General features: G+C 45.1%; 21 protein-coding genes and 1 riboswitch. Of the genes, 16 read left to right on the top strand and 5 right to left on the bottom strand.

The genetic code is table 11. The features are described 5' to 3' along the window. Nucleotides 1-71: 71 nt before the first annotated feature. Together DSOL_RS00820 and DSOL_RS00815 are read right to left on the bottom strand one after the other, a co-directional pair. A complete protein-coding gene (locus DSOL_RS00820) occupies nt 72-1,334 on the bottom strand; it encodes an Nramp family divalent metal transporter (protein WP_075363003.1) in 1,263 nt (420 codons plus the stop codon). Beyond that, a complete protein-coding gene (locus DSOL_RS00815; RefSeq protein WP_075363002.1) occupies nt 1,331-2,629 on the bottom strand; it encodes a magnesium transporter in 1,299 nt (432 codons plus the stop codon). Before DSOL_RS00815 ends, DSOL_RS00820 begins: the two co-directional genes overlap by 4 nt. Nucleotides 2,630-2,841: 212 nt before the next feature. Next, nucleotides 2,842-3,008: riboswitch (M-box (ykoK) riboswitch) on the bottom strand. A gap of 204 nt (nt 3,009-3,212) precedes the next feature. On the opposite strand from DSOL_RS00815, the gene scfA reads away from it, so the two are divergent. From scfA to DSOL_RS00775, 8 genes are all read left to right on the top strand, one after another. Continuing rightward, nucleotides 3,213-3,353 carry a six-cysteine ranthipeptide SCIFF gene (gene scfA, locus DSOL_RS00810; RefSeq protein WP_075363001.1) on the top strand — a complete coding sequence of 47 codons (141 nt, stop codon included), beginning with the start codon at nt 3,213-3,215 and terminating at the stop codon, nt 3,351-3,353. A gap of 103 nt (nt 3,354-3,456) precedes the next feature. Then, on the top strand, nt 3,457-4,962 hold the full coding sequence (scfB, locus tag DSOL_RS00805; protein WP_075363000.1) for a thioether cross-link-forming SCIFF peptide maturase: 1,506 nt from the start codon (nt 3,457-3,459) through the stop codon (nt 4,960-4,962). A 45-nt stretch (nt 4,963-5,007) separates the two neighbouring features. Further along, nucleotides 5,008-6,969, top strand: coding sequence for a molybdopterin-containing oxidoreductase family protein (locus DSOL_RS00800; protein ID WP_075362999.1), 1,962 nt, complete (start codon nt 5,008-5,010; stop codon nt 6,967-6,969). A gap of 150 nt (nt 6,970-7,119) precedes the next feature. Then, nucleotides 7,120-7,815 carry a tetratricopeptide repeat protein gene (locus tag DSOL_RS00795; RefSeq protein ID WP_075362998.1) on the top strand — a complete coding sequence of 232 codons (696 nt, stop codon included), beginning with the start codon at nt 7,120-7,122 and terminating at the stop codon, nt 7,813-7,815. 60 nt (nt 7,816-7,875) lie between these two features. Next, a complete protein-coding gene (locus DSOL_RS00790) occupies nt 7,876-8,685 on the top strand; it encodes an MBL fold metallo-hydrolase (protein ID WP_075362997.1) in 810 nt (269 codons plus the stop codon). Nucleotides 8,686-8,705: 20 nt separating this feature from the next. Beyond that, nucleotides 8,706-9,860 (top strand): S1C family serine protease, encoded by a 1,155-nt coding sequence (locus tag DSOL_RS00785; protein ID WP_075362996.1) that lies wholly within the window; start codon nt 8,706-8,708, stop codon nt 9,858-9,860. Nucleotides 9,861-10,243: 383 nt separating this feature from the next. Next, nucleotides 10,244-10,642: a biotin/lipoyl-binding protein gene (locus DSOL_RS00780; RefSeq protein WP_075362995.1), complete on the top strand. Its 399-nt coding sequence runs from the start codon at nt 10,244-10,246 to the stop codon at nt 10,640-10,642. A gap of 111 nt (nt 10,643-10,753) precedes the next feature. Next, a complete protein-coding gene (locus DSOL_RS00775) occupies nt 10,754-12,412 on the top strand; it encodes a glutamine--tRNA ligase/YqeY domain fusion protein (RefSeq protein WP_075362994.1) in 1,659 nt (552 codons plus the stop codon). Nucleotides 12,413-12,527: 115 nt separating this feature from the next. Here the strand turns inward: DSOL_RS00775 and ilvD are convergent, their stop codons facing one another. Together ilvD and ybaK are read right to left on the bottom strand one after the other, a co-directional pair. Continuing rightward, complete coding sequence (gene ilvD, locus DSOL_RS00770; protein ID WP_075362993.1) at nt 12,528-14,180, bottom strand: dihydroxy-acid dehydratase; 1,653 nt, start codon at nt 14,178-14,180, stop codon at nt 12,528-12,530. 159 nt (nt 14,181-14,339) lie between these two features. Further along, nucleotides 14,340-14,819 (bottom strand): Cys-tRNA(Pro) deacylase, encoded by a 480-nt coding sequence (gene ybaK / locus DSOL_RS00765; protein ID WP_075362992.1) that lies wholly within the window; start codon nt 14,817-14,819, stop codon nt 14,340-14,342. A 413-nt stretch (nt 14,820-15,232) separates the two neighbouring features. Here ybaK and DSOL_RS00760 point away from each other — a divergent pair, with 413 nt between their 5' ends. The 3 genes from DSOL_RS00760 (at nt 15,233) to DSOL_RS00750 (ending at nt 18,319) form a co-directional block, all read left to right on the top strand. Beyond that, nucleotides 15,233-16,489 carry an MFS transporter gene (locus DSOL_RS00760; protein WP_075362991.1) on the top strand — a complete coding sequence of 419 codons (1,257 nt, stop codon included), beginning with the start codon at nt 15,233-15,235 and terminating at the stop codon, nt 16,487-16,489. A 150-nt stretch (nt 16,490-16,639) separates the two neighbouring features. Next, entirely contained in the window at nt 16,640-17,794 is a 1,155-nt protein-coding gene (locus tag DSOL_RS00755; protein ID WP_075362990.1) for an MGDG synthase family glycosyltransferase, read from the top strand. Nucleotides 17,795-17,878: 84 nt separating this feature from the next. Beyond that, a complete protein-coding gene (locus DSOL_RS00750; protein ID WP_075362989.1) occupies nt 17,879-18,319 on the top strand; it encodes a CBS domain-containing protein in 441 nt (146 codons plus the stop codon). A gap of 5 nt (nt 18,320-18,324) precedes the next feature. Here DSOL_RS00750 and DSOL_RS00745 read toward each other — a convergent pair whose 3' ends face one another. Next, nucleotides 18,325-19,200, bottom strand: coding sequence for a radical SAM protein (locus DSOL_RS00745; protein ID WP_075362988.1), 876 nt, complete (start codon nt 19,198-19,200; stop codon nt 18,325-18,327). A gap of 218 nt (nt 19,201-19,418) precedes the next feature. Here DSOL_RS00745 and sleB point away from each other — a divergent pair, with 218 nt between their 5' ends. The 5 genes from sleB to rpoE all read left to right on the top strand — a co-directional run bounded on the left by sleB (nt 19,419) and on the right by rpoE (nt 24,301). Further along, entirely contained in the window at nt 19,419-20,108 is a 690-nt protein-coding gene (sleB, locus tag DSOL_RS00740; protein WP_075362987.1) for a spore cortex-lytic enzyme, read from the top strand. 10 nt (nt 20,109-20,118) lie between these two features. Then, nucleotides 20,119-21,480, top strand: a complete 1,362-nt coding sequence (locus DSOL_RS00735) for a PepSY1/2 domain-containing protein (protein ID WP_075362986.1) — start codon at nt 20,119-20,121, stop codon at nt 21,478-21,480. 192 nt (nt 21,481-21,672) lie between these two features. After that, complete coding sequence (locus DSOL_RS00730; protein ID WP_075362985.1) at nt 21,673-22,110, top strand: YwiB family protein; 438 nt, start codon at nt 21,673-21,675, stop codon at nt 22,108-22,110. Beyond that, nucleotides 22,107-23,789 carry an arginine--tRNA ligase gene (argS, locus tag DSOL_RS00725; RefSeq protein ID WP_075362984.1) on the top strand — a complete coding sequence of 561 codons (1,683 nt, stop codon included), beginning with the start codon at nt 22,107-22,109 and terminating at the stop codon, nt 23,787-23,789. The genes DSOL_RS00730 and argS overlap by 4 nt, the downstream gene beginning before the upstream one ends. A 71-nt stretch (nt 23,790-23,860) precedes the next feature. Beyond that, the gene (gene rpoE / locus DSOL_RS00720) at nt 23,861-24,301 is read left to right on the top strand and encodes a DNA-directed RNA polymerase subunit delta (protein ID WP_235838658.1); all 441 of its coding nucleotides are present in this window, start codon (nt 23,861-23,863) and stop codon (nt 24,299-24,301) included. Nucleotides 24,302-24,426 lie beyond the last annotated feature (125 nt).

The following is a 24,426-nucleotide window of genomic DNA, read 5'->3' as shown; positions in this document are numbered from 1 at the left end:
ATTAGCTCGTAATACGTTGATAAAAGAAACAGCCTCCTTGAATTTGACAAGAAGGCTGTTTCTTTGTTTCTCTATAATCCCAAAAACCCCAAAGTATGAGTTAGGTACTCGGGGAACAGGCTTGATATTAGTAAGAGCAGGGTAAGTAAAATTAAGATGAGCGTGAAAGACCAAGCGATGACGTTAAAGAATCTGGAATTTACGTAATCGCCCATAATACTTTTCTTACTAGCAATGAGAACCATGAAGATGAGTATGGGAGGCAAAAGAATCCCATTGACCACTTGGGTCGTCAACATTATGTTATATAATGATAAATTGGGCCATAAGACAATGGCTGCCCCCAAAACGATGAGAACGGTATAAAGACTAAAGAAAACGGGTGCTTCTTTATAAGATTTACTAATCCCGTGTTCAAATCCGAACGCTTCGCAAACAGCATAAGAGGTGCTTAAAGGAAGGACAAACGCTGCCAACATGGAAGCACCAAGCAGACCAAAGCCAAATAAGGAACTGGCATACTGTCCGGCTAACGGTTTTAACGCGAGGGCAACATCCTTTGCTGTCTCAATAGGGATGTTGTTGACGTAGAGCGTTGCGGCCGTGGCTACAATAATAAAGAAAGCAATGAATCCGGTAAAGAAGGTTCCAATTAGGACATCCCAGCGCGTATAATGATAATCTTTAGCGGTAATCCCTTTATCGACCACGGAAGCTTGAACGTAGAATTGTCCCCAAGGTGTAATCGTTGTTCCAATAACCCCGATGGCCATCAGTAAAAAGGCCGGGGTTCTGGAGAACGTGGGGGTAATGGATTCTACCAAGACTTGAGGCCAGGGCGGATGGACTATAACCCCCGAGATAACATAACTAAAAAAGGTTAAGCAAAGAAGGAGTAGAATCTTTTCTATTTTGCCGTAATCTGTCTTTATGACAAGCCACCAAATGATAAAGGCCATGGCTGGCACGGAGAGATATTTGCTCACTCCGAAAATTTCAAAACTTGTAGCAATCCCGGAAAATTCGGAAGCTGTGGTCCCCAGATTTGCAATGAGCAGGACACTCATGGCAAAAAAGGTCCATTTCACTCCGTAATTTTCACGGATTAGATCAGAGAGCCCGCGACCCGTTACGGCGCCTGTGCGCGCCGAGATCTCTTGCGCTATGGCCAGAAGCACAGTGCTGATAAGCATGGTAAAAATGAGGGAATAGCCATATTTGGCACCTGCCGCAGCATAAGTGGCAATTCCCCCAGCATCATTATCGGCAAAGGCTGTGACGATTCCGGGCCCCATAACGGCAAAGAACAGGGCAAAACGTACTTTTAGCTTCATTCGCTATGCCCTCCTTTCAGTTGGTGACGGCGGGTGATCAAGCTTGAGAAAATTTCTCCGCGAGGGCGTTCTGACATAAATAATTCCAGAACGTCGTCAACCGTGATGATTCCTAAGATTTGATCTTGATCATTGACGACGGGAACGGCTAGTAAACCGTATTTGTGTATGATGTCAGCCACTTTTTCGTGATCTTCATAGGGAGATATTTTTACAATTTTTGTATGCATTATTTCTTTTAAGGGAGTTTCGGGTGAAGCAATAATTAGTTCTCTCAAAGAAAGAACCCCTTCAAGGATCTCTTGTTCATCGACCACATAAAGATAATAAATGGTTTCTGCTTCAGGAGCTAATCGTCTTAGTTCGTTAATGGCTTGTTCAGCCGTCAGCCAGAATGGTAAACCAATATATTCCGTCGTCATCAGTGAACCAGCGGTGTCTTCTTCGTACTGCATCAATTCCCGAACATCTTCAGCATCATCCGATTCCATCAAGCGCAGAAGTTCCTCGGATTTTTCTAAAGATAACTCGCTTAGAATATCAGCGGCTTCGTCGGGAGGCATTTCTTCTAAGATATCAGAAGCCCTGCCTTCATCCATTTGAATTATCATTTCTACTTGGGCCTCTAATTCCATCTCGGTTAGGGCATCGATAGCCTGTTGAGAATCGAGTGCTTCAAGGAAATTGGCCCTCTGTTTATAGTCCATCGTTTCAATAATATCAGCGATATCAGCGGGATGTAGTTGACGCAATTGTTCTTTTTCCTGTGTGAGTTGGAGAGCGGATGTCCGATTTTCTAAAGGTTTAATGTATTGACAGCCCACAAAATTATTGGCAATTCGGCTTAACAAAAATTCAACACCTAAGCGGCGAAATAATCCACGGACCCCAATATCCACGGCAACTAAAACGAGGTATTGATGATCCTCATGGGACACCCAGGACAAGGAAATGTCATTGACACGAACCAGTTTGGACCCTTCTAAGTCAATGATCTGTTTATCTAATAGCCATTTGCCAATAAACGTTTCATCGTCATGCAGCGGGTACGTCTTTTGAGGATTGAAGGTGGTATTAAGACGTAGACCGTCTTTATCCCAGGATGCGACCCACTCGAAGGGAATTAAGGAAGAGATTCCTTTGGCATATCGGATACCGGTAACACGGGGAGAGACACTATCCCAACGCATGGCCATGTCCAATAATCGGCCAATGCGACGTCCTTTGTCATCCCAGATCGGTTTATTGGCTAACTGGCTGAAATAAAATTCCCCTAAAACTTTTAATTCATTCATTTACTTCCCTCCTTTGTAGAATGGAATCTGATGCCTAAAGGCATAGAGACTCTCTTGACTATGAATTAAACAAAGATTGCACGTTCGTAAAGGATAAGGCCCAGAATCCACAAAACCACCTCCTTTAAATTCTCCGTAAAAGAGCACTATAATATGTGAGAAAAATAAAATGACCTCTATGCAAAATAGAAGGTCATAAACATAAGCGTTATGGACCTCCCTACTCGTTGAGCTTTAGCACTGCATAGCGTAGAGTTTTTCTCAGCCACATTAAGTAGAACCTTATGCCGGTAATACCTGTTCCACCCAATTGGCGTCTCTCGACATTTCTGGGCAGTGGCCTGTGTCTATGCAGGAGCCTCACCTAACAGAGATAAGATTTCAATGATTACTTCATTATATGTACAGTTTAGTAAATTCGTCAACATTTTTACGTAAATTTTATTATTATTTGCGCATTCTCAAATGTTAGAGCTGTATTTCTTTTAATTCCTCGTGCTAGCTAAACTTTGCCTTTTTCCTTTTCCTTGTGATATAATCAGAAATGAATTAATGACGCGAGTCTCGAGAGGAGGGTGTTTGAATGGCAAAACACATTCAGACCATTGTGAAAGCAAACCTAGGTGCCACAGTGAAGAACGGCGGGTGTGGCAAGTGCCAGACCTCTTGCCAATCTGCATGTAAAACGTCGTGCACGGTTGGTAATCAAGTGTGTGTTAAATAAGGCGCTACGATAGTTGAACATAGACCTCAGAACCCACCCTACATACGGGCTGGGTTCTGTTTCTATTTTATTGAGGTTGGGGCAAGAAAGAGAGGACTAAAAGTTGAAATTATTAAATTTTCAGGGGTATAGCATCAAAAAGAATGTTCATAGTTATCGTCAAGGGGATTTATGGATAGCGCATGACGTCAATTCCGGTTCTTTGCATGTGCTGGATGAAGGGACGTTTAATGTATTAAAGGCTATGGAGAGCTTACAAGAGGGAGAAAAAGAGATTACACCTTGGGGGATCAAAGGGGTGATTGAACAAGCGGGACAACCCGCTCTGACGGAGGAAGACCTTTCTGAGATCTTGGAAGAACTAGAGGAGCTCCGTCAAGAAGGGACGCTCTTTGCAAAGGAATCTGAGGGAGTTACCCCGAATTACCCGGATAAACCCATTGTCAAAGCGATCTGCTTGCATGTTGCTCATGATTGCAATTTGCGCTGCACCTATTGTTTCGCTGGGGCGGGTGCCTTTGGCGGGTGCAGAACTCTGATGGATTTTGAGACGGGTAAAAGGGGCATTGACTTTGTTTTAGAGTCAGCGGGGCAGCGAGATCATTGTGAAGTGGACTTCTTTGGTGGAGAACCGTTGCTTAATTTTGGAGTGGTCAAAGCCTTGGTGGCCTACGGAAGAAAAGCCGCTGTGGCCAAGAATAAAACAATAAAATTTACTTTAACTACGAACGGGGTATTACTCAACGAGGAAATTCAAGGCTTTCTCGAACAAGAGGAGATCAGTGTCGTTTTGAGCCTAGACGGACGCCCAGAAGTGCATGACAGGATGAGGCCCCATGCCGATGGCAGAGGAAGTTACGCAGAAATTACCCCCCGAATCCAACAGTTCGCGACCAAGCGACCGGAAAGCTCCCCTTACGCACTAGGGACGTATTACTATGTTCGAGGGACGTATACACATTTCAATTTGGATTTTGACCGCGATGTTTTGCACATGGCGGATTTAGGAATCAAACAAATTTCAGTGGAACCAGTGGTGGCAGGTCCAGAGGATGCTTATGCTTTTCAAGAAGGGGATTTGGATAAAATTCGGGAAGCGTACGATCGACTTGGCGAGGAATTGTTAGCTCGCCGGGGGCAAGAAGGAGATTTTAACTTCTTTCATTTCAATGTTGCGCTGGATCAGGGACCTTGCTTGATTAAACGGCTTTCGGGATGCGGAGCTGGTCACGAGTATGTGGCGATTTCTCCAGAGGGAGATCTTTATCCCTGCCATCAATTTGTGGGGCAGGAAGCCTACAAATTGGGTTCACTCTATGACGAACACCCTCATGCCCTCCGGCCCGAGCTTGTTCAGGATTTTCGCTCCGCACATGTTTTTACGAAGTCGTCTTGTCGGGAATGCTGGGCACGCTTTGCTTGTAGTGGCGGGTGTCATGCGGCTAATGTGGCCTTTACTCAAAAACTGACAGAGGTGTATACCCTGGGGTGCGAGCTTCAGAAGAAACGCCTAGAAGTAGCCCTATATGTCAAAATCAAAGAAAGTCTACAAACTAAGAATCTCTTATCCGCTGTCGTTGCATCTCCAGTTCCAGAAGTCCGCTGTTAAAATTCGCACGTCGTGAATAGGGAGCCGTGATTGGGAGGGAACTATATGGCTGTAGTACGTTCGGCCTGTCCTTTGAACTGTCCGGATGGGTGTGCTTTTTTGGTAGAGAAGACGGAAAAAGGATTGCGGTTACAAGGAGATCCCTTGAATCCAATCACCCAAGGGTTTATCTGTTCCAAAGGACAAGCTTTAGCTAGGCGCGTATATTCGCCCGACCGCTTGTTGTTTCCTCTGTTAAGGCAGGGAGCAGGGTGGAAGCGGTTAACGTGGGATGAGGCTTACGCGCTTTTAGCCGAGAAGATCAAACAAACGTTGGAAACCGTAGGATCTTGGGGAATTCTCCATCATTATGATTATGGACACAACGGAGCTCTGCGGGAATTAGACCAACGGTTTTTTCAAGCCCTAGGGGGCGTTACCGAACCTAGAGGGAGTATGTGTTGGGGAGCAGGGTATAGGGCTCAGGAACTGGATTTTGGTGGGGTCTTTACAAATGCACGGGAAGACTTAGAGGAAGCACAGACTCTGGTGCTCTGGGGGCGGGATCCTGCCGTCACCAATATTCACTTGATGCCCCATCTTTTAAGAGCAAAGAAGCGGGGAGCCCGCTTGATTGTTATCAACCCGAACCGTGTGAAAAGCGCGGATTTTGCGGATGATTTCATCCAAGTTCGTCCGGGTACGGATGCGGCCTTGGCCTTAGGACTGGGGAACATTATCATGCGGCAGGGCTGGCAAGACTCACTATTTATCCAAAAGTATGTTTATGGTTTTGAAGCGTTTGCAGACCAGGTTAAGAAGTTTTCACTGGAGCGAGTGGAAGAAATCACAGGGGTGGGGGTATCCCAACTGACAGAGCTGGCACAGAGAATAAGCCAAAGTAGGCCGGTATCTTTTATTCTAGGATATGGACTCCAACGCTATGTTAACGGAGGAAATACGGTCCGGGCAATTGATGCTCTTGCTGCCATAAGTGGAAATATTGGCTGCACGGGTGCAGGGGTTCAGTACGCTCACCAATATCATAGAGGGAAGTTGAACTCTGTGCTGCTTTCCCCTGAACGATACCAGGCACGGACCTACCCCCATCCAATGTTGGCGGAAGAGTTGCTAAAGGCGGATCCTAAGGTTCAGTTGGCTTTTGTTACACGCTCTAATCCCTTGGTTCAACAGCCGAATTCATCACTTTGGAGAGAGGTGTGGCGGCAGATCCCTTTTAAAGTGGTATTAGATACTGTGATAACTGAAACCGCGCGTCAAGCGGATTTGGTTTTACCGATTGCTACCGTCTTCGAAGAGGAAGAACTCATTACAACGTCCTGGAGCCCACTGATCCACTATTCCCAGAAAATCCTTGATCCTCAAGGGGAGACTAAACCCGAGCCGATTTTGTTCACGGAGTTGGCGCAGAGGTTAGGTTTAGAACAGGATTTTCCGTATACGCCGAGGGAATGGATTAGATTTGTGATTGAACCCTTGGAACAAACCTACGGAATAACGCTTGAACAGCTTGCTCAGGGACCGCTCTACGCACCTTATATTCCTAAAGTGGCTTGGGCGGAGAAGGACTTTAAAACACCCAGTGGAAAGATCGAATTGTTTTCGGAAAAGGCGAAGGAAGAGATGGGAGAAGCGGTCGCAACGTATGTGTCAACTGCGTCTCAAGAGGAGGAAGCAGAATTTCCCTGGTACTTGCTTACCCCGCATCCGCCCAAAGGGATACATTCCCAATTCCATGAAGAGGAAGGGTTCACGGTCTTTATTCACCCGGACTTGGCCGAAAAGTATGATCTGACCTCTGAAGATCAGGCGATTGTGGAGACAAGGTATGGGCAACTCGTGGCCTTGGTGGCGGTTTCTGAGGATATCCAATCTGAAACGGTTGTTCTCCCAGAGGGTAAGACGGCAGACGGTCTTGGTGTCAATCAGTTAATTAAAGGAAAGCTTTCTGATGTGGGAGAAAGTACCTCGTATTACGATATGCGTTGTCAAATTCGGAAAAGGTAGTTTGCATAGACCTCAACTTAGAAGACACGGGTTGAGAATGAAAATGAGTAACGAAATTATTTCATAGAAGTTAGTAAATAATGCTTGGATGGTCTGGGAAGGGCATGTTACAATGATATTTGGGATTATATGGTCAAGGGGGCGAGCGGTTTGAAGAAAAAGCAACAGCGAATTTTTGCCACGATACTTGCTGTTTTTATTAGCGTTGCTCTGATTGGCTCGGCAGTTGTCGGATATTTTGTGAGCGGGGGCATACCATCTACCGACTCAAGCGGTTCGAAGCAAACGACCAGCGCTGCAGAAAATTACCAAGCACAGAAAGTGCGCATTGAAGCTATGACTCAACAAGCTAAAGCTGACCCTAGTAACGTACAGTTGCAAATCACCCTAGGCAATGAATACTATGACGCAGGCGTTGCAGCGCAAGAGGTCGCACCCACTGAGGTACAAGGAAACTTTAAACACGCGATTGAGGCTTATCAGATCGTATTGAAAACAAATAAGGATCCCAATATCATGGTGGATATGGCGACAGCTGCCTTTTACAGTGGAGAAGATGATTTAGCGGATAAAACCTACAAAGAAGCGCTAATCCTTAAACCAGATTCCTACAATGCCTTGGGGAATTATGGTATTTTTCTTTCTCAAGCTAAGAAAGATTGGGCAGGGGCTCTTACTCAGTGGCAGAAGGCTCAAACCTTAGCCCAAAACAGTGCAGATAAAGATCGGATGAAGTCGTTAATAAGCCAGGCTGAAAGTCAACTCAAGGGCAATCCGGCAACGAACGGTTTATCCAACCCCAACCCTGCTTTAAAAAACGGAGTAGCTAATCCTGTAACTCCGTGAAGATGAGGATTACGGTACAAGCCAAGGAGGAGTAATTCACCGGGACGGAGGGACAATAAATTGCATTTTACAACACTGGCGAGCGGAAGTTCCGGAAACTCAATTCTTGTCGGAGAGAACAGCCGACATTTTCTGGTAGACTGTGGAATTAGCGGCAAGAGCTTATTACATAACCTCTCTCAGGTAAACATACTGGACTCAGAACTTGAAGGAATCGTAGTCACGCATGAACACGTAGACCATATTCGCGGAGTGGGAGTCTTAGCTCGAAAATTAAAAATACCAATCTATGCGACGGCAGGGTTATGGGAAGCGATGGGGTCTTGCTTGGGTAAACTTGCGGAGAACCAGTGCATTGAAGTGCAAGATTCATTTTCTTGTGCTGGGTTAGAGGTCAAACTTTACCCCACGTCTCACGATAGTCGGGAAAGTTACGGCTTGAAAGTTTCGCGGCCCAAACGGCAGGATAAGATGCATTTGGCGATTGGTATTGCTACAGACAGTGGCGTGATTACTGAAGAAATGCATCGGCACTTGAAAGGGTGTGATGCCTTTGTTGTTGAGGCCAACTATGATGACAAACAGTTATGGAACGGTTCTTATCCATGGTATCTCAAAAAGAGGATCAGTGGACAGTACGGGCATCTGGAAAATAGGCAGTTAGCGGAAGGGCTTTCGGAGTGGATTGAAGAAAACACGCAACGGGTTGTGTTAGCACATCTGAGTGAAGAAAACAATACTCCGCAAATCGCATTATCGACGGTTACACGCATTCTGAGAGAGTTGAATACCGCCAGAAAGTGTCCGGACGTCCAGGTTCAGGTTGCTCCTCGGTACACGCCGCATGAATTGATTAGACTAAGGGAATAATAGGAAGAGGAGGTAAGGACATGAGCTATTATAACGATAAAAATAATTATTCAGGGAATAGACCCCGTTTTTTTTCAACCGTTGCAGTTGCTTTAATAAGCGCCTTGCTGGGTGGGGTCATGGCCGTGGCGTTGGTTCCGTCTATCTATGGAAATAAGCAACCGGCCCCCACAAATCAAGTAGTTTTAAATAGTGGAGCGACAACCCCTACTATTAAAACAGACGGGGCCACCACTAATTTTTCCGTCGCTCAGATTGCTAAAGCCGTTGGCCCGGCGGTGGTTGGCATTGCAAATTTTCAATCCCGTGGATCGTTATTCGGCGGAGGAGGTTCATCGGAAGTGGGCAGTGGCTCTGGATTTATTGTTGATGCGCAACATGGCTATATTATTACCAATAATCATGTTGTAACCGGGGCAGAAAAGCTGGTTGTGAGTCTGGCTGATGGACGAAATATCACTGCAAAATTAGTGGGTGCCGATGACCGTACGGACTTGGCGGTGGTTCAGATTTCAGATACCAAGAATTTGACGGCTACACAACAGGGAGATTCTTCAAAACTCCAAGTCGGTGAACCAGTCGTGGCCATTGGCAATCCGGGTGGACAAGAATTTGCACGCTCTGTGACAGCAGGTGTTGTTTCGGCAACAAACCGAATCCTAAATATTCCGGGGGAAGCAAGTTTTAACCTCATTCAAACGGATGCCGCCATTAACCCCGGAAATAGCGGGGGGCCCCTTGTGAATTACCAGGGTCAAGTGATCGGAATTAATTCGGCAAAGAATCAGGAAGCTGGATTTGAGGGAATGGGCTTTGCCATCCCGATCTCTGATGCACTACCGACGATCAAGCAATTGATTGAAAAAGGGTATGCAAGTCATCCTGGACTTAATGTCCAAATAGATCCTCGTTACACGGCGGAATATGCCAGCCAACGAGGATGGCCAGCTGGGGCGTATGTATCAAAAGTAACGCAGGGCGGCCCGGCTGAACGAGCGGGAATCGTGGCTGGAGATGTCTTAACGAAGATTAACGGTAAGGAAATTAAGAGTTCTCTTGAGTTAACCCATGAGTTGTTCAAATATAATCCGGGGGACAAGGTTACCGTGACAATTTTCCGCAATAACAAGACGCAGGACGTCTCAATTACGCTGACGGAAATTAAGCCGCAATAAGACATCCTTTTAATTAAAACTAAAAACGTACTGCGCTAAGCCTGCATTTTAGATTGATTTATAATCTTAAATGCAGGCTTTTCATAAAAGAACTTTGAAAAAGGATCGAAAGGTCTATTTCTGATCAGAAGAAACACTCGCTTTTATGAACGACTTCCTTGTCCCTTTCGATAATAATTAGTCCTTTATTCTTTGGTTAATAATTAGTAACGCCCTCCCTGCCTGCGTCAGAGAGAAAGACCAGGAGTTCGCGTTCTTTTTTAGTGCGCATTTTTAGGGGCTCTTGACTGCCGTTATATGAAAAAAAACACCCGCACAGAATAATATAAAAAATATACTATGACTTAACGAACCCCGGCGTGTGGGGGGTAATACTTGGATGTATGGCCTTGCTCATCGCTGTGGGGTTTTGGTCGGTATTTGGAAGTATACCTGATAGTGTGCAGGTCAAAGGTGTGGTTATTCCACAAAACGGTGTAACGGCACTGATTCCTGAAGCTGGGGGGCGTATCAGTGATGTTCGAGTTAAGGTCGGAGACTTTGTGCAGGCGGGTCAGATTATGGCAGTTGTACCGCAGGATAGTCTAATCCGACAGATTAACGATTTAAAGGCACTAGCAATTCCAGACACCCGAAAGATTCAGGCGCTTAGGTCGGAATACGAAAGGAAGTCCCTTATTGTTGCACCTGTTTCTGGTATTGTACTTAACGTTATGGGTGTTCATGAAACAGTTTCCTCGAATCAAACCCTCGTTAGAGTCTATAAAAATATTAAATATTAGATTACATAGTTTTGGGTAAAGTTGAACTCTTGCCATGAATGCAGTATTATTTAGGGCAAGGGTAAAATTGGCAGAAGCAGGGTTATTTCAGGGCAGAAAGGTTGATAACGGATGGAAAACAAATCCTCCTCGAATTTTCTTAAGAACATTGTTAACGAGGATCTAAAATCAGGTAAGGTCGATCACATTATCACGCGGTTCCCACCGGAGCCCAACGGCTATTTACATATTGGACATGCCAAATCCATCATTTTGAATTTTGAATTGGCGGATGAATTTAAGGGTAAGACCCATCTGCGCTTTGATGACACGAATCCGGCTAAAGAAGACACGGAATACGTGGAATCGATCAAGGAAGACGTGTCGTGGTTAGGGTATGAATGGGATGAATTGTTCTTTGCCTCAGATTACTTTGAAGAAATGTACAACCGAGCAGTTTTGCTGATTAAAAAGGGCAAGGCTTATGCTTGTGATTCCACCGCAGAAGAAATACGGCAAATGCGTGGTACATTAACAGAAGCTGGACAAGGGAGCCCCTCACGCGACCGAACCGTTGAAGAAAACCTGGAGTTGTTTGAACGCATGCGTAAAGGGGAATTCAAAGACGGGGAAAAGGTTTTACGAGCTAAAATCGACATGGCTTCACCCAACATCAATATGCGGGACCCTGTTCTTTACCGAATCGCTCATGCGACCCATCATAATACGGGGGATACTTGGTGCATTTACCCAATGTATGATTATGCGCATCCGTTAGAAGATGCCATCGAAGGGGTTACTCACTCGATCTGCACGTTGGAATTTGAGGATCACCGTCCTTTGTATGATTGGGTCATTCGAGAATGTGAAATGGAGAAGGTTCCTCACCAATACGAATTTGCACGCTTAAATATCACGAATACGGTCATGAGCAAGCGGAAGCTCAAGCAACTTGTGGATGACAAAGTTGTGGACGGTTGGGATGATCCCAGAATGCCGACGATCTCAGGACTGCGGCGCAAAGGGTATACCGCGGAGGCTATACGCACTTTCGCCCGAGAAATCGGGGTGGCCAAAGCGGATAGTGTCGTGGACAGCAAGATGCTCGAACATTTTATCCGAGAAGACTTGAAACTTAAAGCACCAAGAACCATGGCTGTGCTAGAGCCACTAAAGGTGGTTATCACAAATTATCCTGAAGATCAGGTGGAGATGTTAGAGGCTGAAATTAACCCGGAAAATCTGGAAATGGGTACTCGGCAAATTCCTTTTTCCCGAGAAATTTATATTGAACAAGACGACTTTGCGGAGAATCCTCCAGCTAAGTATCATAGGCTTTTCCCTGGAAATGAAGTTCGTTTGAAAAACGCTTATTTTATTAAATGTAATGATATAGTAAAGGACGAGACTGGAAAAGTCATCGAACTGCGCTGTACGTATGATCCAGAAACCAAGAGTGGGTCAGGCTTCACAGGAAGAAAAGTCAAGGGAACGATTCATTGGGTCGATGCCTCGCAGGCCGTACCTGCGGAGTTTAGATTATATGAGCCTTTGATTTTGGATGAGGACGAGGAAGACGGGACCTCGTTTATGGATCACATCAATCCTAATTCTTTAGAAATCGTTTATGGATACGTTGAGCCAAATATTCAAGAAGCAAAGCCACAGGAAAAATTTCAATTTTTTAGACACGGTTATTTTAACGTTGATCCGTTGCATTCAACGCAAGGCCATCTTGTTTTTAACAGAATTGTATCTTTGAAGAGTTCCTTTGAATTACCGAAGCTGTAAAATCTGAGAGAAGAAAGAAAAAAGGATCCACCGACAAAAGCGGTGGATCCTTTTTTCCATAATAAATGTCAATATGCAAGTCAATGCAAGTCAAGAACCGTCCCCATAACTTGCATTAGATTAACACGGCACCCTTGTTGGCGGAAGTAACTAATTTGGCATACCTGGCTAGATAACCGGATTTCACCTTGGGTTCGGGTTTTATCCAGGCTTGTCTGCGCTTTACTAGTTCGTCTTCAGAAACAAGTAATTGAAGAGAACGGTTGGGGATATCGATTGAGATAAGGTCGCCGTTTTCTACAAGGGCAATGGGGCCACCTTCCATGGCTTCAGGAGAGATATGGCCGATGCACGCACCGCGTGTGGCTCCGCTGAAACGGCCATCGGTGAGCAGAGCGACTTTTAATCCCATACCGGTAATGAGGGCGGTAGGATTGAGCATTTCTTTCATCCCAGGACCACCTTTTGGCCCTTCGTAGCGGATAACAACGACTTCTCCGTCATGTACTTGTTTATTGAGTAAGGCTTCAAGCACCTCATCTTCAGAGTTGAAAACGTGGGCAGTACCTTTAAAGACTAGCATGTCGTCTTCAACGGCACTTTCTTTAACGATGGCATTGTCTGGTGCTAGGTTCCCGGAAAGTACAGCAATGCCCCCAGTCTTGCGGTAAGGGTTATCAATTGAATGAATGACATCTGGGCAAGCCGTCTGGGCATCTTTTAAGCGATCCTCCAGCGGGCCAGTTACCGTTAAAACATCCGTATGAAGGACACCGGCCTTATTGAGTTCATGCATAACAGCGCTAATCCCACCGGCTTCATTGAGGTCCTGAAGGTGGTGCGTGCCAGCGGGGCTCAGTTTGGTGATGTAAGGGGTCTTGGCACTAATGGAATCAAAGAGGGAGAGGGGGAGCTCAATTCCTGCTGCATAGGCAATTGCGGTGAGATGCAAAACTGTGTTGGAGGATCCGCCGATTCCCATATCGACGGTAATGGCATTTTCAAAGGACTTTTGCGAAAGGATGTCCCGAGGCTTTATATCTCTTTTAATAAGATCAACAATTAAAGCGCCAGTACGTTTAGCTAACATTTTACGTGCGCCAGAGTTAGCAGCAGGGATTGTCCCATTCCCGGGGAGCGCGAGGCCAAGGGCTTCAGTAAGGCAGTTCATGGTGTTGGCGGTAAATAGACCGGCGCAAGAGCCATAGCCAGGGCAGGCTGAGTGCTCCATTGCATCGAGTTCCTCGGCACTGATTTTTCCGCTTTCGTATTGTCCTGCAGCTTCGAACATTTGGCTAACACTGATGGTTTTTCCCTGATAGCGGCCTGCTAGCATGGGTCCGCCACTGACTACGATGCAGGGAATATTGAGGCGGGCAGCAGCCATGAGCATGCCGGGGACGATTTTATCACAGTTGGGAATTAAGACGAGACCATCTAAAGCATGCGCCTCCGCAAGTGCTTCGATTGAGTCGGCGATAAGTTCGCGGCTCGGCAAAGAAAAGCTCATTCCTTTATGCCCCATGGCAATACCGTCGCAAACTCCGATGGCAGGGACTTCGATGGGGGTTCCGCCCCCGGCCGATACTCCTAATTTGGCGGCCTGGGCCAGATCTCTAAGATGCCCGTGACCAGGGATAATTTCATTAAAAGCGTTTACGATCCCAATGAGGGGTTTCTCCAAATCTTCAGGGGTATAACCCATGGCATAAAACAAAGCGCGATGTGCAGCTTTTGTTGAGCCTTTTTTAACGATATCACTGCGCAAACTATTTCTCCCCTTTTTTCGGCGTTCTGTTAAGAAGGAGAAGGATTTCTCCTTCTCTTTACTAAATTTAATTAGAAAGTATAAGTTCCAGAGAACCCCTTACTTGTCCAATATTAGATAACAAGAGCCACCTTTTTATGATTATTATAGTACATGAAGCTAGACTGTCAAGCACAGTCCGCCTAATTGTGCTTTCGTCACGGAAATCAAATCAACCGGGCGCAGGAAGAGCTGAAGTCCTCGTAATCCAGCGCTAACAGCAATTTTCTCTTGAGCTTGGACGTTCGAGTCGATAAAGATGGGATAGTGCTTCTTCATTCCAATGGGGGAAACCCCACCCCGGATATACCCAGTTAAAGGTTGGACTTCTTTAAGGGAGACAACCTCGACTTTCTTATTTCCGCTAAGTGTTGCTAATCCCTTGAGATTGAGTTCGTGATCTCCCTGAATGCATGCAACGATTACTCCGGTTTTATCGCCACGAGCGACTATGGTTTTATAAACCTGTTCGATGGGTAGGCCAACTTTTTGGGCAACGGTAATAGCGGATAAATCTGACTCGTCGACGGGGTATTCTTTTAATTCATAAGATAGTTTGGCTTGATCTAGAATACGAGCCGCATTTGTTTTTTGCGCCATGCTCTGCTCCACCCTTCATAAACACTGGTGTATCCCTTGAATTCCCAAGTAAATCTTTATTCGATATAGACAGAGGTTTTCCTGCAAATTTATAACTAGGAAAGTATTGACAGACTAGCGTAAGGAACTTTATACTGTATACAGATTAAAGTTCAAAAGGAGGTCGTGAAGGATGAAAGGGATAGTAACGGGTTTGATGCCTTATGCTTCATATAACGGCCTGCGTAGAGCGAACTTTTGCTGATTTAGAATGGAACGGATTAGTGAAGTCACGGGGTCGTATGATTCCGTGACTTTTTATTGTGGGTGAGGCCGTCCCCAACCTTTGATCAAAGCCATGGAACCCCTCGTTGCCCTTGGGACGACGTAGGTACCGTGGCTTTTTGTATTGTTGAAGGAGGAATTTTAAGAGAATGTTAGGTTTGAAAACGTTGTTTAGTCCTTATAAAGGAATGCCCAAAGAAATTTACGTTATTTTTGTAGCTCGGATTGTTAATGCCCTAGGATGTTTTGTTATGCCTCTGCTTACGATTATTTTAACTCAAAATATTGGGTTATCCAAGCAAATGACGGGTTTTTACATAAGTCTTTCGGGTCTTTTGTTTTTGCCGGCAGCAATGCTTGGTGGAAAACTAGCAGACACGATCGGTAGAAAAAAGGTGATTTTGTTTTTTGATGGGTTTGCCGCAGTATTTTATATACTGGCTGGTTTCACAAAGCCTTCGATAGTGATGATTTATATCGTGATGATCGCTGGTGCTTGTATGGTAACGGCGGGTCCGGCCCATGATGCGCTAATCGCTGATTTGACGACACCGGAAACGAGAAATGGAGCTTACGCACTTTCTTATATGGGATGGAACATTGGCTTCGCAGTGGGGCCTGTTGTCGGTGGAATGTTATATAAAAACCATCTTCCTCTGGTCTTTATCGGCGATGCTCTGACGGCACTAATGGCTTTAAGTCTTATTGCCATCTTTATACCGGAGACAATTTTGAGAACGAAGGAAGACATTACCGAGGCGAGCCGAAGGTTAGAAAAACGGGAAGAGGGCTCGATTTTTGTAATTTTGCTAAAACGCCCCATTCTTATTTATTTTGGCATCATAATGTTGGGTTATAACTTTGCGTATGCGCAGTGGTCGTTTATGCTGCCGATGCAAATAATGCAAAATTTTAGCGGAGTCGGTGCGGAATACTTTGGCTATATTGCAGGATTTAATGGTTTGGTGGTTATGTTATTTACGCCGCTTGTTACCAAGATCGCGGATGGAATTAGTGATATGCGCCGGATGGTCTATGGCGGACTTCTTTATGCCCTCGGATTTGGGATGTTGGGGGTTACCCATTCTTTATCGTTTGTTTTTCTCTGGGCTTTTACCTTCACCGTTGGGGAAATTATTTTGGCGATTAGTGTAACTCCTTTTATTGTCAGTCATACGCCGATTTCTCACCGCGGAAGAATGAACTCTGTCGTTCCCATGATTTTTGGGTTAGGGAATACATTTGGACCTCTGGGAATGGGGTACGTACTGACCTATGTGAGCATTGATACTGGATGGAGGCTAATCGGAATTTCAACCCTTATCTTTACGTTGTTGATGTTGGCCTTAGAAAAGTTCGACCTGCAAAATAACCCGGAATGTCAAGTAAATGCAGCCATGAAGTAAAATAGCGTTCCAGATGTGAAAGTAATGTGAATCTTGCTAAATTCCAATTTCATAGATTGCTGATCGCGTTCATATCTTTTATAATTCTATTAGCAACTGAATGATTTTTCTTTAAAGAAATAACGTTGTTAAGGAAAGGGAGGGCCAGTGTTGAAACAGTTAAGGGTTCTCGTATTTTCTGCAACGTTTGGAAATGGACATTTGCGGGCGGCTGAAGCAGTGATAGAAGGAATCCGAATTAAGGAACCTTCAGCTGAAATTATTCACTTGGACTTTGGCGATTTTCTAAATAAACGTGTTAATTCCATGGTGAAAAATGTTTATCTGGAAATGATTAAACGCACGCCGAAGCTCTGGGGAAGATTGTATTATAAAACATCTAAAGCGCAACCTAGATCAATGATGCAACGTTTTTTGAACCAATTGGGTCGGAATGATTTTCTCAAATATATTCACGTTTTTGAACCAGATCTCATTGTATGTACGTATCCCACAGTGTCTTCAATTTTAGCTGAACTCAGACTTGAGGAAATTCTCCACGTGCCCTTGATAACCGTAATCACGGATTTTACGGCTCATAGTCATTGGGTTCATCCAGGGGTCGATCGTTACATGGTGGCCTGTGCTGAGGTAAAAGAAATCTTAGTGTCTTGGGGAATTAATGCGCAACGTATTCATGTGACGGGGATCCCTATAAGTCCAAGATTTGAAGGGGACTTGGACCGTCAACAAATTATTTATGAGCTGGGCTTAGACCCGGAGCTTCCGATCTTCTTAGTCATGGGAGGAGCATATGGTGGGTTGAAAAGCACGAAACGAATCTGCAAAAAACTCGCAGATTCGTTAGTCCCGGTTCAATCTATTATCGTTTGTGGAAAAAATGTAAAGCTATATCACTCTTTAGAAGAAGTAAGTGCGCGGGCCGGCAACCCCATCGTTCGGTTAGGGTATGTGCATAATGTCGAGGAATTAATGGCGGTTTCGAAGCTAATCATCACTAAGGCGGGCGGCTTAACAGTCTCTGAGGCCCTAACCAAGCATTTGCCGCTTGTTATCTTCAAGCCAATTCCCGGGCAGGAAGATGGGAATGCACAGTTTGTACAACGCATAGGTGCTGGGCATGTTGCAGGTAGCGAAGAAGAGTTGGAACTGCTTCTTAACCATTTCTTAAGTCATCCTGAGGATATCGAGAAAATGCGGGAAAGGGCGGCGGCAGCTTTGCCGGGCCGTTCGACAGAAAGGGCCGTCGAAGATATGTTACAATTAGCAGTGCATTTAAGAAGAAGGAAACAGAAAATTGGATAGTAGACATTTGACTATCCATGATATAGCCTTTTGGATTGACATAGGATTTATTGGGTAAAATCTTTTTAAATGGAGCGTAATTAAATGAATATAGCCTTTTTTCTTATTCCTAAAAAAGACATTGTCTATCTAAAAGAGGGCGCAACGATGCGCCAGGCTCTAGAGAGGATGGAGTACCACAGTTATTCTGCAGTCCCGCTCATTAATGGTGAGGGAAAATATGTTGGAACCATTACTGAAGGAGATTTGCTCTGGAAGCTTAAAAATACACCAGGGTTAACTTTCGAAAATACCGAAGATATTTTTCTGAGTAGCGTAGAACAACATGTTCAGAATGTACCGGTCACAATCGATGCCCAAATGGAGGATTTAATTTCAAGAGCAGTGGTGCAAAATTTCGTACCTGTCGTGGATGATCAACAGACGTTTATTGGGATTGTTCGTCGACGGGAAATGATTGAATACTGCTCGAAACTCTTACTTCAAAAAAAAGCTGAACCAACATCCAAAGTGGGAATTAGTTAAAGCCCTTAAAGGCCTCGCCAACCTTCAGGTCGTAAGCGTCCGAAGGCATTGGTCTCGATGATATTGTTGAGGGTTTTCAACAGCTCGTCACGGTCATCGGGGAGCGTTGCCCGGAGGGGTAAGTAATTGGAAGCGTGATTACTCCGGAAGACACAATGTGTGACCTTAAGATGTTTTAAGAGAGTGTGAATTTCAGTCAGGGATTCGAGGGGTGTGAGAAGCTGAAACGTGCCGTTTTCGATACTTTTTGCCAAGGGCGCCTGCGGCTCAACCATTAAGGTCAGAGCTCCTAAATATTGGGGGTCAATGGCGCTAATGACTCGGGCGGTATCAAGGGCATGTTCCTGCGAAAGGGCTTTTCCTCCTAGGCCAATAATGACAGTGCAGGATAGTAATAAGCCACTTTCCTTAAGCTTTTGTCCTGCTGCTATCATCTGGTCCGATGTTACACCTTTACACACGGAGGCTAGAATCCCTTCGTTGCCACTTTCAACTCCCAAGTAAACCATGGTTAGTCCATGTGCTTTTAAATCGGCCAATTCCTGGGGGTTCTTGGCGAGAATATCTTTGGGCCCTCCATAGATCCCGACCCGTTTAAGGCGTGGGAATTTCTTATAAAGTTGATCGAGGATTTCAACCAGCAATCCGGAGTCAACTGCGATTGCATCTCCATCAGCCAGAAAGACTCGCTCTGCATTGGGATTGTCTAGCAGCGCGGTTGCAATGATATCTTGGATTTCAGTGCGCGATTTGATCCGAAAGGATTTCTCCTTGTACATGGAACAGAAGGTACAGGCGTTGTGCTGGCACCCTACAGTGATCTGTAAGATGATGCTTTTTGCCTCGCTAGGTGGTCGATAAATCTTTCCTTCATAAAACATGTTACCATCTCCTAGTTGTTTTTTGCATTATATAGTCTTTTCTACAAGGATGGTGTGAGTACCTGCAAGATTAGTTCTAAGTGTATATTGGGTCTATTTATTGCCCTAGGGGGTTACCTTCCTAGGGCATATTTATTTTATTCATAGAGGATAATGTTGGATAATTTCCCTTAACTTTTGCCACACTAAGGAAGCATTAACAAAAGTGAGGTGAGGGTATGAAAGTTCGCGTTAGACCCTGGGGGGTCTTGATTATCGGGCTAATTCTCAGCATAGCCTTGTCCGGCATTGCCTATGCAGCGTTAGGTGACCGTTTGCTTGGCAGAGGGAGCAAAGGCCCAGAAGTCAAAGAGTTACAAAGTAAATTAGCACAGTTAGGCTATGGAGTCGGGACGGTCGATGGCAAGTTTGGCGCAAAAACAGAGTCGGCAGTACGGAACTTTCAAAAGGACCACGGGCTAAGAGTGGATGGATTGGCCGGAACGCAAACCATTAAAGAGTTAAAACGTTTAGCCGGGCAAAGCACGAATGGATCAGGAAAGGCTGTAGGTTATAAAAACATTGACACTAACCTCTTAGCCCGAGCCGTGAATGCGGAGGCACGAGGAGAGCCTTATTTGGGACAAGTTGCAGTCGCTGCTGTAATTATTAATCGAATTGCAGATCCGGCATTTCCTAAAACAATTGCCGATATCATCTATCAGCCTCAGGCCTTTTCCAGCGTGAATGACGGTCAAATTAACTTGCCCCCTTCCGCATCCGCCATACGTGCTGCCCAAGAGGCTGCGAGTGGAGTAGACCCTTCTAAAGGTGCTCTCTTCTTTTTCAATCCAGCCAAAACGAAGAATAAATATATTTGGTCGCGTCCACAGATTCTCCAGATTGGGAATCATATTTTTACGAAGTAGGGGGACAGGCATGAGAAAAATTTGGATAGGTGCTTTGGCAGCAGCTTTGGCAATCTCTCTAGGCTGGGGATTGAATGAATACCGCTTAGCGGGAGACTATCGTCTCTTAGCGGAAAATAACAATCGTCGGGCTTTGTCTGATTTTGCAAGTCACCTTGATCAGTTAGAAACGGATATGGCCAAGGGAGATGTAGCAAGTAACTCCACTCAAAAAATTCTCTATTTAAGTCAAGTCTCAAGTAAAAGCGATGCAGCGCTCAAGGATTTCGCTCAGATCCCAGCCGATCAGGTGGGTCTCAGTTATGTGGGTCAGTTTTTAACTCAATCCGGCGATTTTGCTAGGACTCTGGCACAACGTGTTGCTGGCGGAGAAACAATCACTGCGGAAGAGGATAAGACACTGAGAGACATGCATGAACGGCTTGTGCCTGTCAATCAAAAGGTTCAAGAGATGATGACCAGAATGGACACAGAAAATCTAGTTTGGACTGATCCTGCCCCGACACTAAGACAAAGACTAGGCTTGGGCGGACCCCAGATCGCTGAAGCAGCTGCGGACGGGTCCGAAGCTCCAACAAAATCTGTTAGGTCTGGTCTGGATCAGTTGGATGCCAGCCTGCAGAAACTTCCGCCCTTTACGTACACAGGAGAATACTCCTCTCGCGTTGTGCTCAAGCCCCTAGGTCTCCCTTCTGGGGAAGTAACCCGAGATCAAGCCCAAGCAGTGGCGCGGAATTTCTTAAACAAAGTGGGCTATGCAAACGTGACCCCTGAATTTGCAGGGGACTACCAGGGCCTCCTTGGTGGGTATTCCTGGAAATACAAAGACGTTTATTTGCAAGTAAGCCGCCAAGGCGGGGTTGTAATACTATATCGGGATCAGCGTCCCATAGAACCTCGAACACTGAGCTTAGAAGAAGGTGCAAGTAAAGCCAAAACAGTTTTGCAAACATTAGGCTGGCAACTCATGTTAACGTCCAGTGAGAACTTCGGATCTTACGCTCAATTCGACTTCGTTGCTGAAAAAGATGGGGTACGGATCTATCCAGATAAAGTGCGGGCGATGATCGCCTTGGACAACGGTCAGCTCGTTGGCCTAGATGCAGCACCCTATTATTCATTTCATCAAACCCGAACCTTCCCAGCTAAACTAACAATGAGCCAAGCAGAACGCAAGCTGCGTCAGAATTTCCAAGTCCTAGAAAGCAGATTAGCGGTCATTGCCAAAAGTGGAAACAAAGAGGTCTATAGTTACGAATTCCGTGGGCGGTATCAAGGAGAGGAATATCTTCTCTATCTAAATGCCGTTACAGGGGCCGAAGAAAAAATTCAACGGATTATCAAGACCCCTCGAGGGGAATTCCTCCAGTAAAAAGATGATATAGGATTAGGAGAATAATGGGATTGGAAGAATAAGCGAGAGGAAACAGTTTCCTCTCGCTCTTGTATAATCTGACGAAATAAATTATTAGCAATAAAGGAGTTTATTCGGCTAAGCGAGAATAGGCACATTAAGCTTTATACAATTCGTTCTTGACCTCCCCCTCTCGAAAGGAGCAAACCATTGCAGAAGAAAGTAACCATCCAGGTCCACGGAAATCAGAAGTATCCCGAAGGGCACGAAGATCAGCAGGAAGTGATCACCGAAGGAATGCTTTATGAGCGAGACGGAGTTTTCTATGTGCTATACGAAGAATCTGGAAGTGAAAGCACAGGTTTTGAAGAAGTATCCACTTTTTTGATCATTAAAGAAGGAATAGTCACTCTAAATCGCAAAGGAGCAGTTGATTTAACCCAAGAGTTTAAGACGGGTGAGCTCAATCGCAGCATCTATACTACTTGCTATGGAAAAATTTGGCTTAGCGTTATGCCCCACAAGGTAGAGTGTGACTTGACAGTACACGGGGGACGTATTAGTCTAGAATATGACCTTTTTGTCGATGATAATCTGGTAAGTTATAATGCACTGTTTTTAAACATAAAGGAGGACCTCCCCCTATGAGTCTCTACGAGAATATAAAGACACAGATTACGAATCAGTTGTTAAAAGCTGCGAATGCCGCCCAAGCGGCGGGAGAATTACTGTTTGAAGAATTACCGAATTATGTTTTGGAAGAACCAAGAGATAGACAACACGGAGATTTGGCAACGAATCTAGCGATGGTCTTAGCAAAACAAGCGAAACGTTCCCCTCGGGAGATAGCCACCACACTCATAAAACACCTGGATACGACTGGGACTTGGATTCAATCCTCTGAAATTGCCGGGGCGGGTTTTATTAACTTTCACTTAGATCCGCTATGGCTTACGAATGTTATTGTTGAAGTGTTAAAAGCTGGAGAAGGCTATGGCCAGGTGGATATCGGAAAGGGTCAAAAGATTCAAGTCGAGTTCGTGAGCGCAAATCCCACGGGGCTATTACATATGGGCAATGCTCGTGGAGCAGCACTTGGCGACAGCCTCGCATCCTTACTTTCGATGGCGGGGTATGAAGTTTCTCGGGAATTTTACATCAATGATGCCGGGAATCAAATTCACAATTTTGCTTTGTCACTTGAAGCGAGGTATTTACAACAACTGGGCCAGGATGCGCCCTTCCCAGAAGGGGGTTATCATGGCGAGGATTTGATCGAAACGGTAAAGGGTCTTATTGCCAAAGTGGGGGACAAGTATCTTTCTGTTGAGCCAGGCTTGAGACGGGAGTTTCTGGTACGGTATGCCTTAGGGGAAAAAATGCATGATATCCGAGAGACGCTTGAGGATTTTGGAGTTGTCTATGATGTTTGGTTTAGCGAACAATCCCTTCATGATTCAGGCGAAGTTCGCTTAACCCTAGAGGAACTCCAGAAAAAAGAGTACATTTATGAAAAAGAAGGCGCTCTTTGGCTTAAATCCACGTTGTTTGGAGACGAAAAGGACGAAGTAGTGGTCAGAAGCAACGGAACTCCCACATATTTTGCGGCTGACATTGCGTATCATCGCAACAAATTCGATCGTGGATTTGGTCAGGTTATTAATATTTGGGGTGCGGATCACCATGGCCATGTTGCTCGGATGAAAGGAGCGATGTCTGCCTTAGGGTACGACTCCGATCATCTCCAAATTATTCTAATGCAGCTTGTGCGCCTCATCCAAAAAGGCGAAGTTGTGAAAATGTCCAAGCGTTCCGGTCAGTACATTACGTTACGCGAACTGATGGACGAAGTAGGGAAAGATGCGGCACGCTTCTTCTTTATTCTGCGGGATCCTGACTCTACCGTGGACTTTGATATGGATTTGGCTAGAGCACAATCCTCAGATAACCCAGTTTACTATGTACAGTATGCGCATGCTCGTTTATGTAGTATTTTGCGCCAAGCCGAAGAACTGGGGGATGCTGGGACCTTGCCTCTGGAAGAAGATTTAAAACGCTTGAACAGCTCGGAAGAACGGGATTTGCTTAAGAAGATGGCTGACTTCCCAAGCGAGATCATGGTTGCTGCACGTCTTATGGAACCCCATCGTTTAGCCCGTTACGTCCTTGACTTGGCTGGTCTCTTCCATACTTTCTATAACAGCCAGCGTGTGCTGGTTGATGACGAGGGGTTGCGTCGGGCACGTTTGAGTTTAGTGCGTGCCGTGAAACAAATTGTTAGCAATGTGTTGGGTATTCTTGGTGTATCGGCTCCAGATAGGATGTAGGATTAACTTTTTCAAAATTTAATGTTTAAATAAATGACATGCAGGAAATATTTAGGGGTGGGCCGAATATAGTGATATTCAAAACGACGAAGGGCGGTGGAGTTTTGACCCACTCTTTAAGTAAAAAAGACAAGCCTACGGAAGCTGATATAGCTTATGAAGTTCTTAAAACTCAGGGTAACCCCATGCATTACCAAAATTTGATTGAAGAGGTTTTGCGACGCTTAGGAATTTCTCAGGAGGCTATTCGGATTGCGGCAGCTCTTACCCAGATAAACCTAGACACTCGATTTACGTTTCACGGACGGGGCGAATGGGGCCTGAAGGTTTGGGAATCGACAAAAGCCCCAAAACGGTCGTCTCCAATTAGCTTAATGAATAAAGTATCGTCTGATGAAGATGACAAGTCTGATTCTGAAGAATTGGATGAAGAGAGTTTGGATGAAGATGCCGTAGAAACAGACGAGGTCTTTGATGAGACGGATGAAGGCACACGTAGAGAGAAATGGTAGTTTTTTAATGTGATTATGTGCGGATAATAAGTATGCTAGACTTCCAAAGGTTGTATTCTATCTTGACATCCTTTGGAAGTCTAGCTAAAATAGAGCAGTGAGATAAGGAAATTTGGTCCAAATCT

This window comes from Desulfosporosinus metallidurans, assembly GCF_001936615.1.
Taxonomy (GTDB): domain Bacteria; phylum Bacillota; class Desulfitobacteriia; order Desulfitobacteriales; family Desulfitobacteriaceae; genus Desulfosporosinus; species Desulfosporosinus metallidurans.
This window is presented reverse-complemented; position numbering and strand designations above follow the sequence as displayed.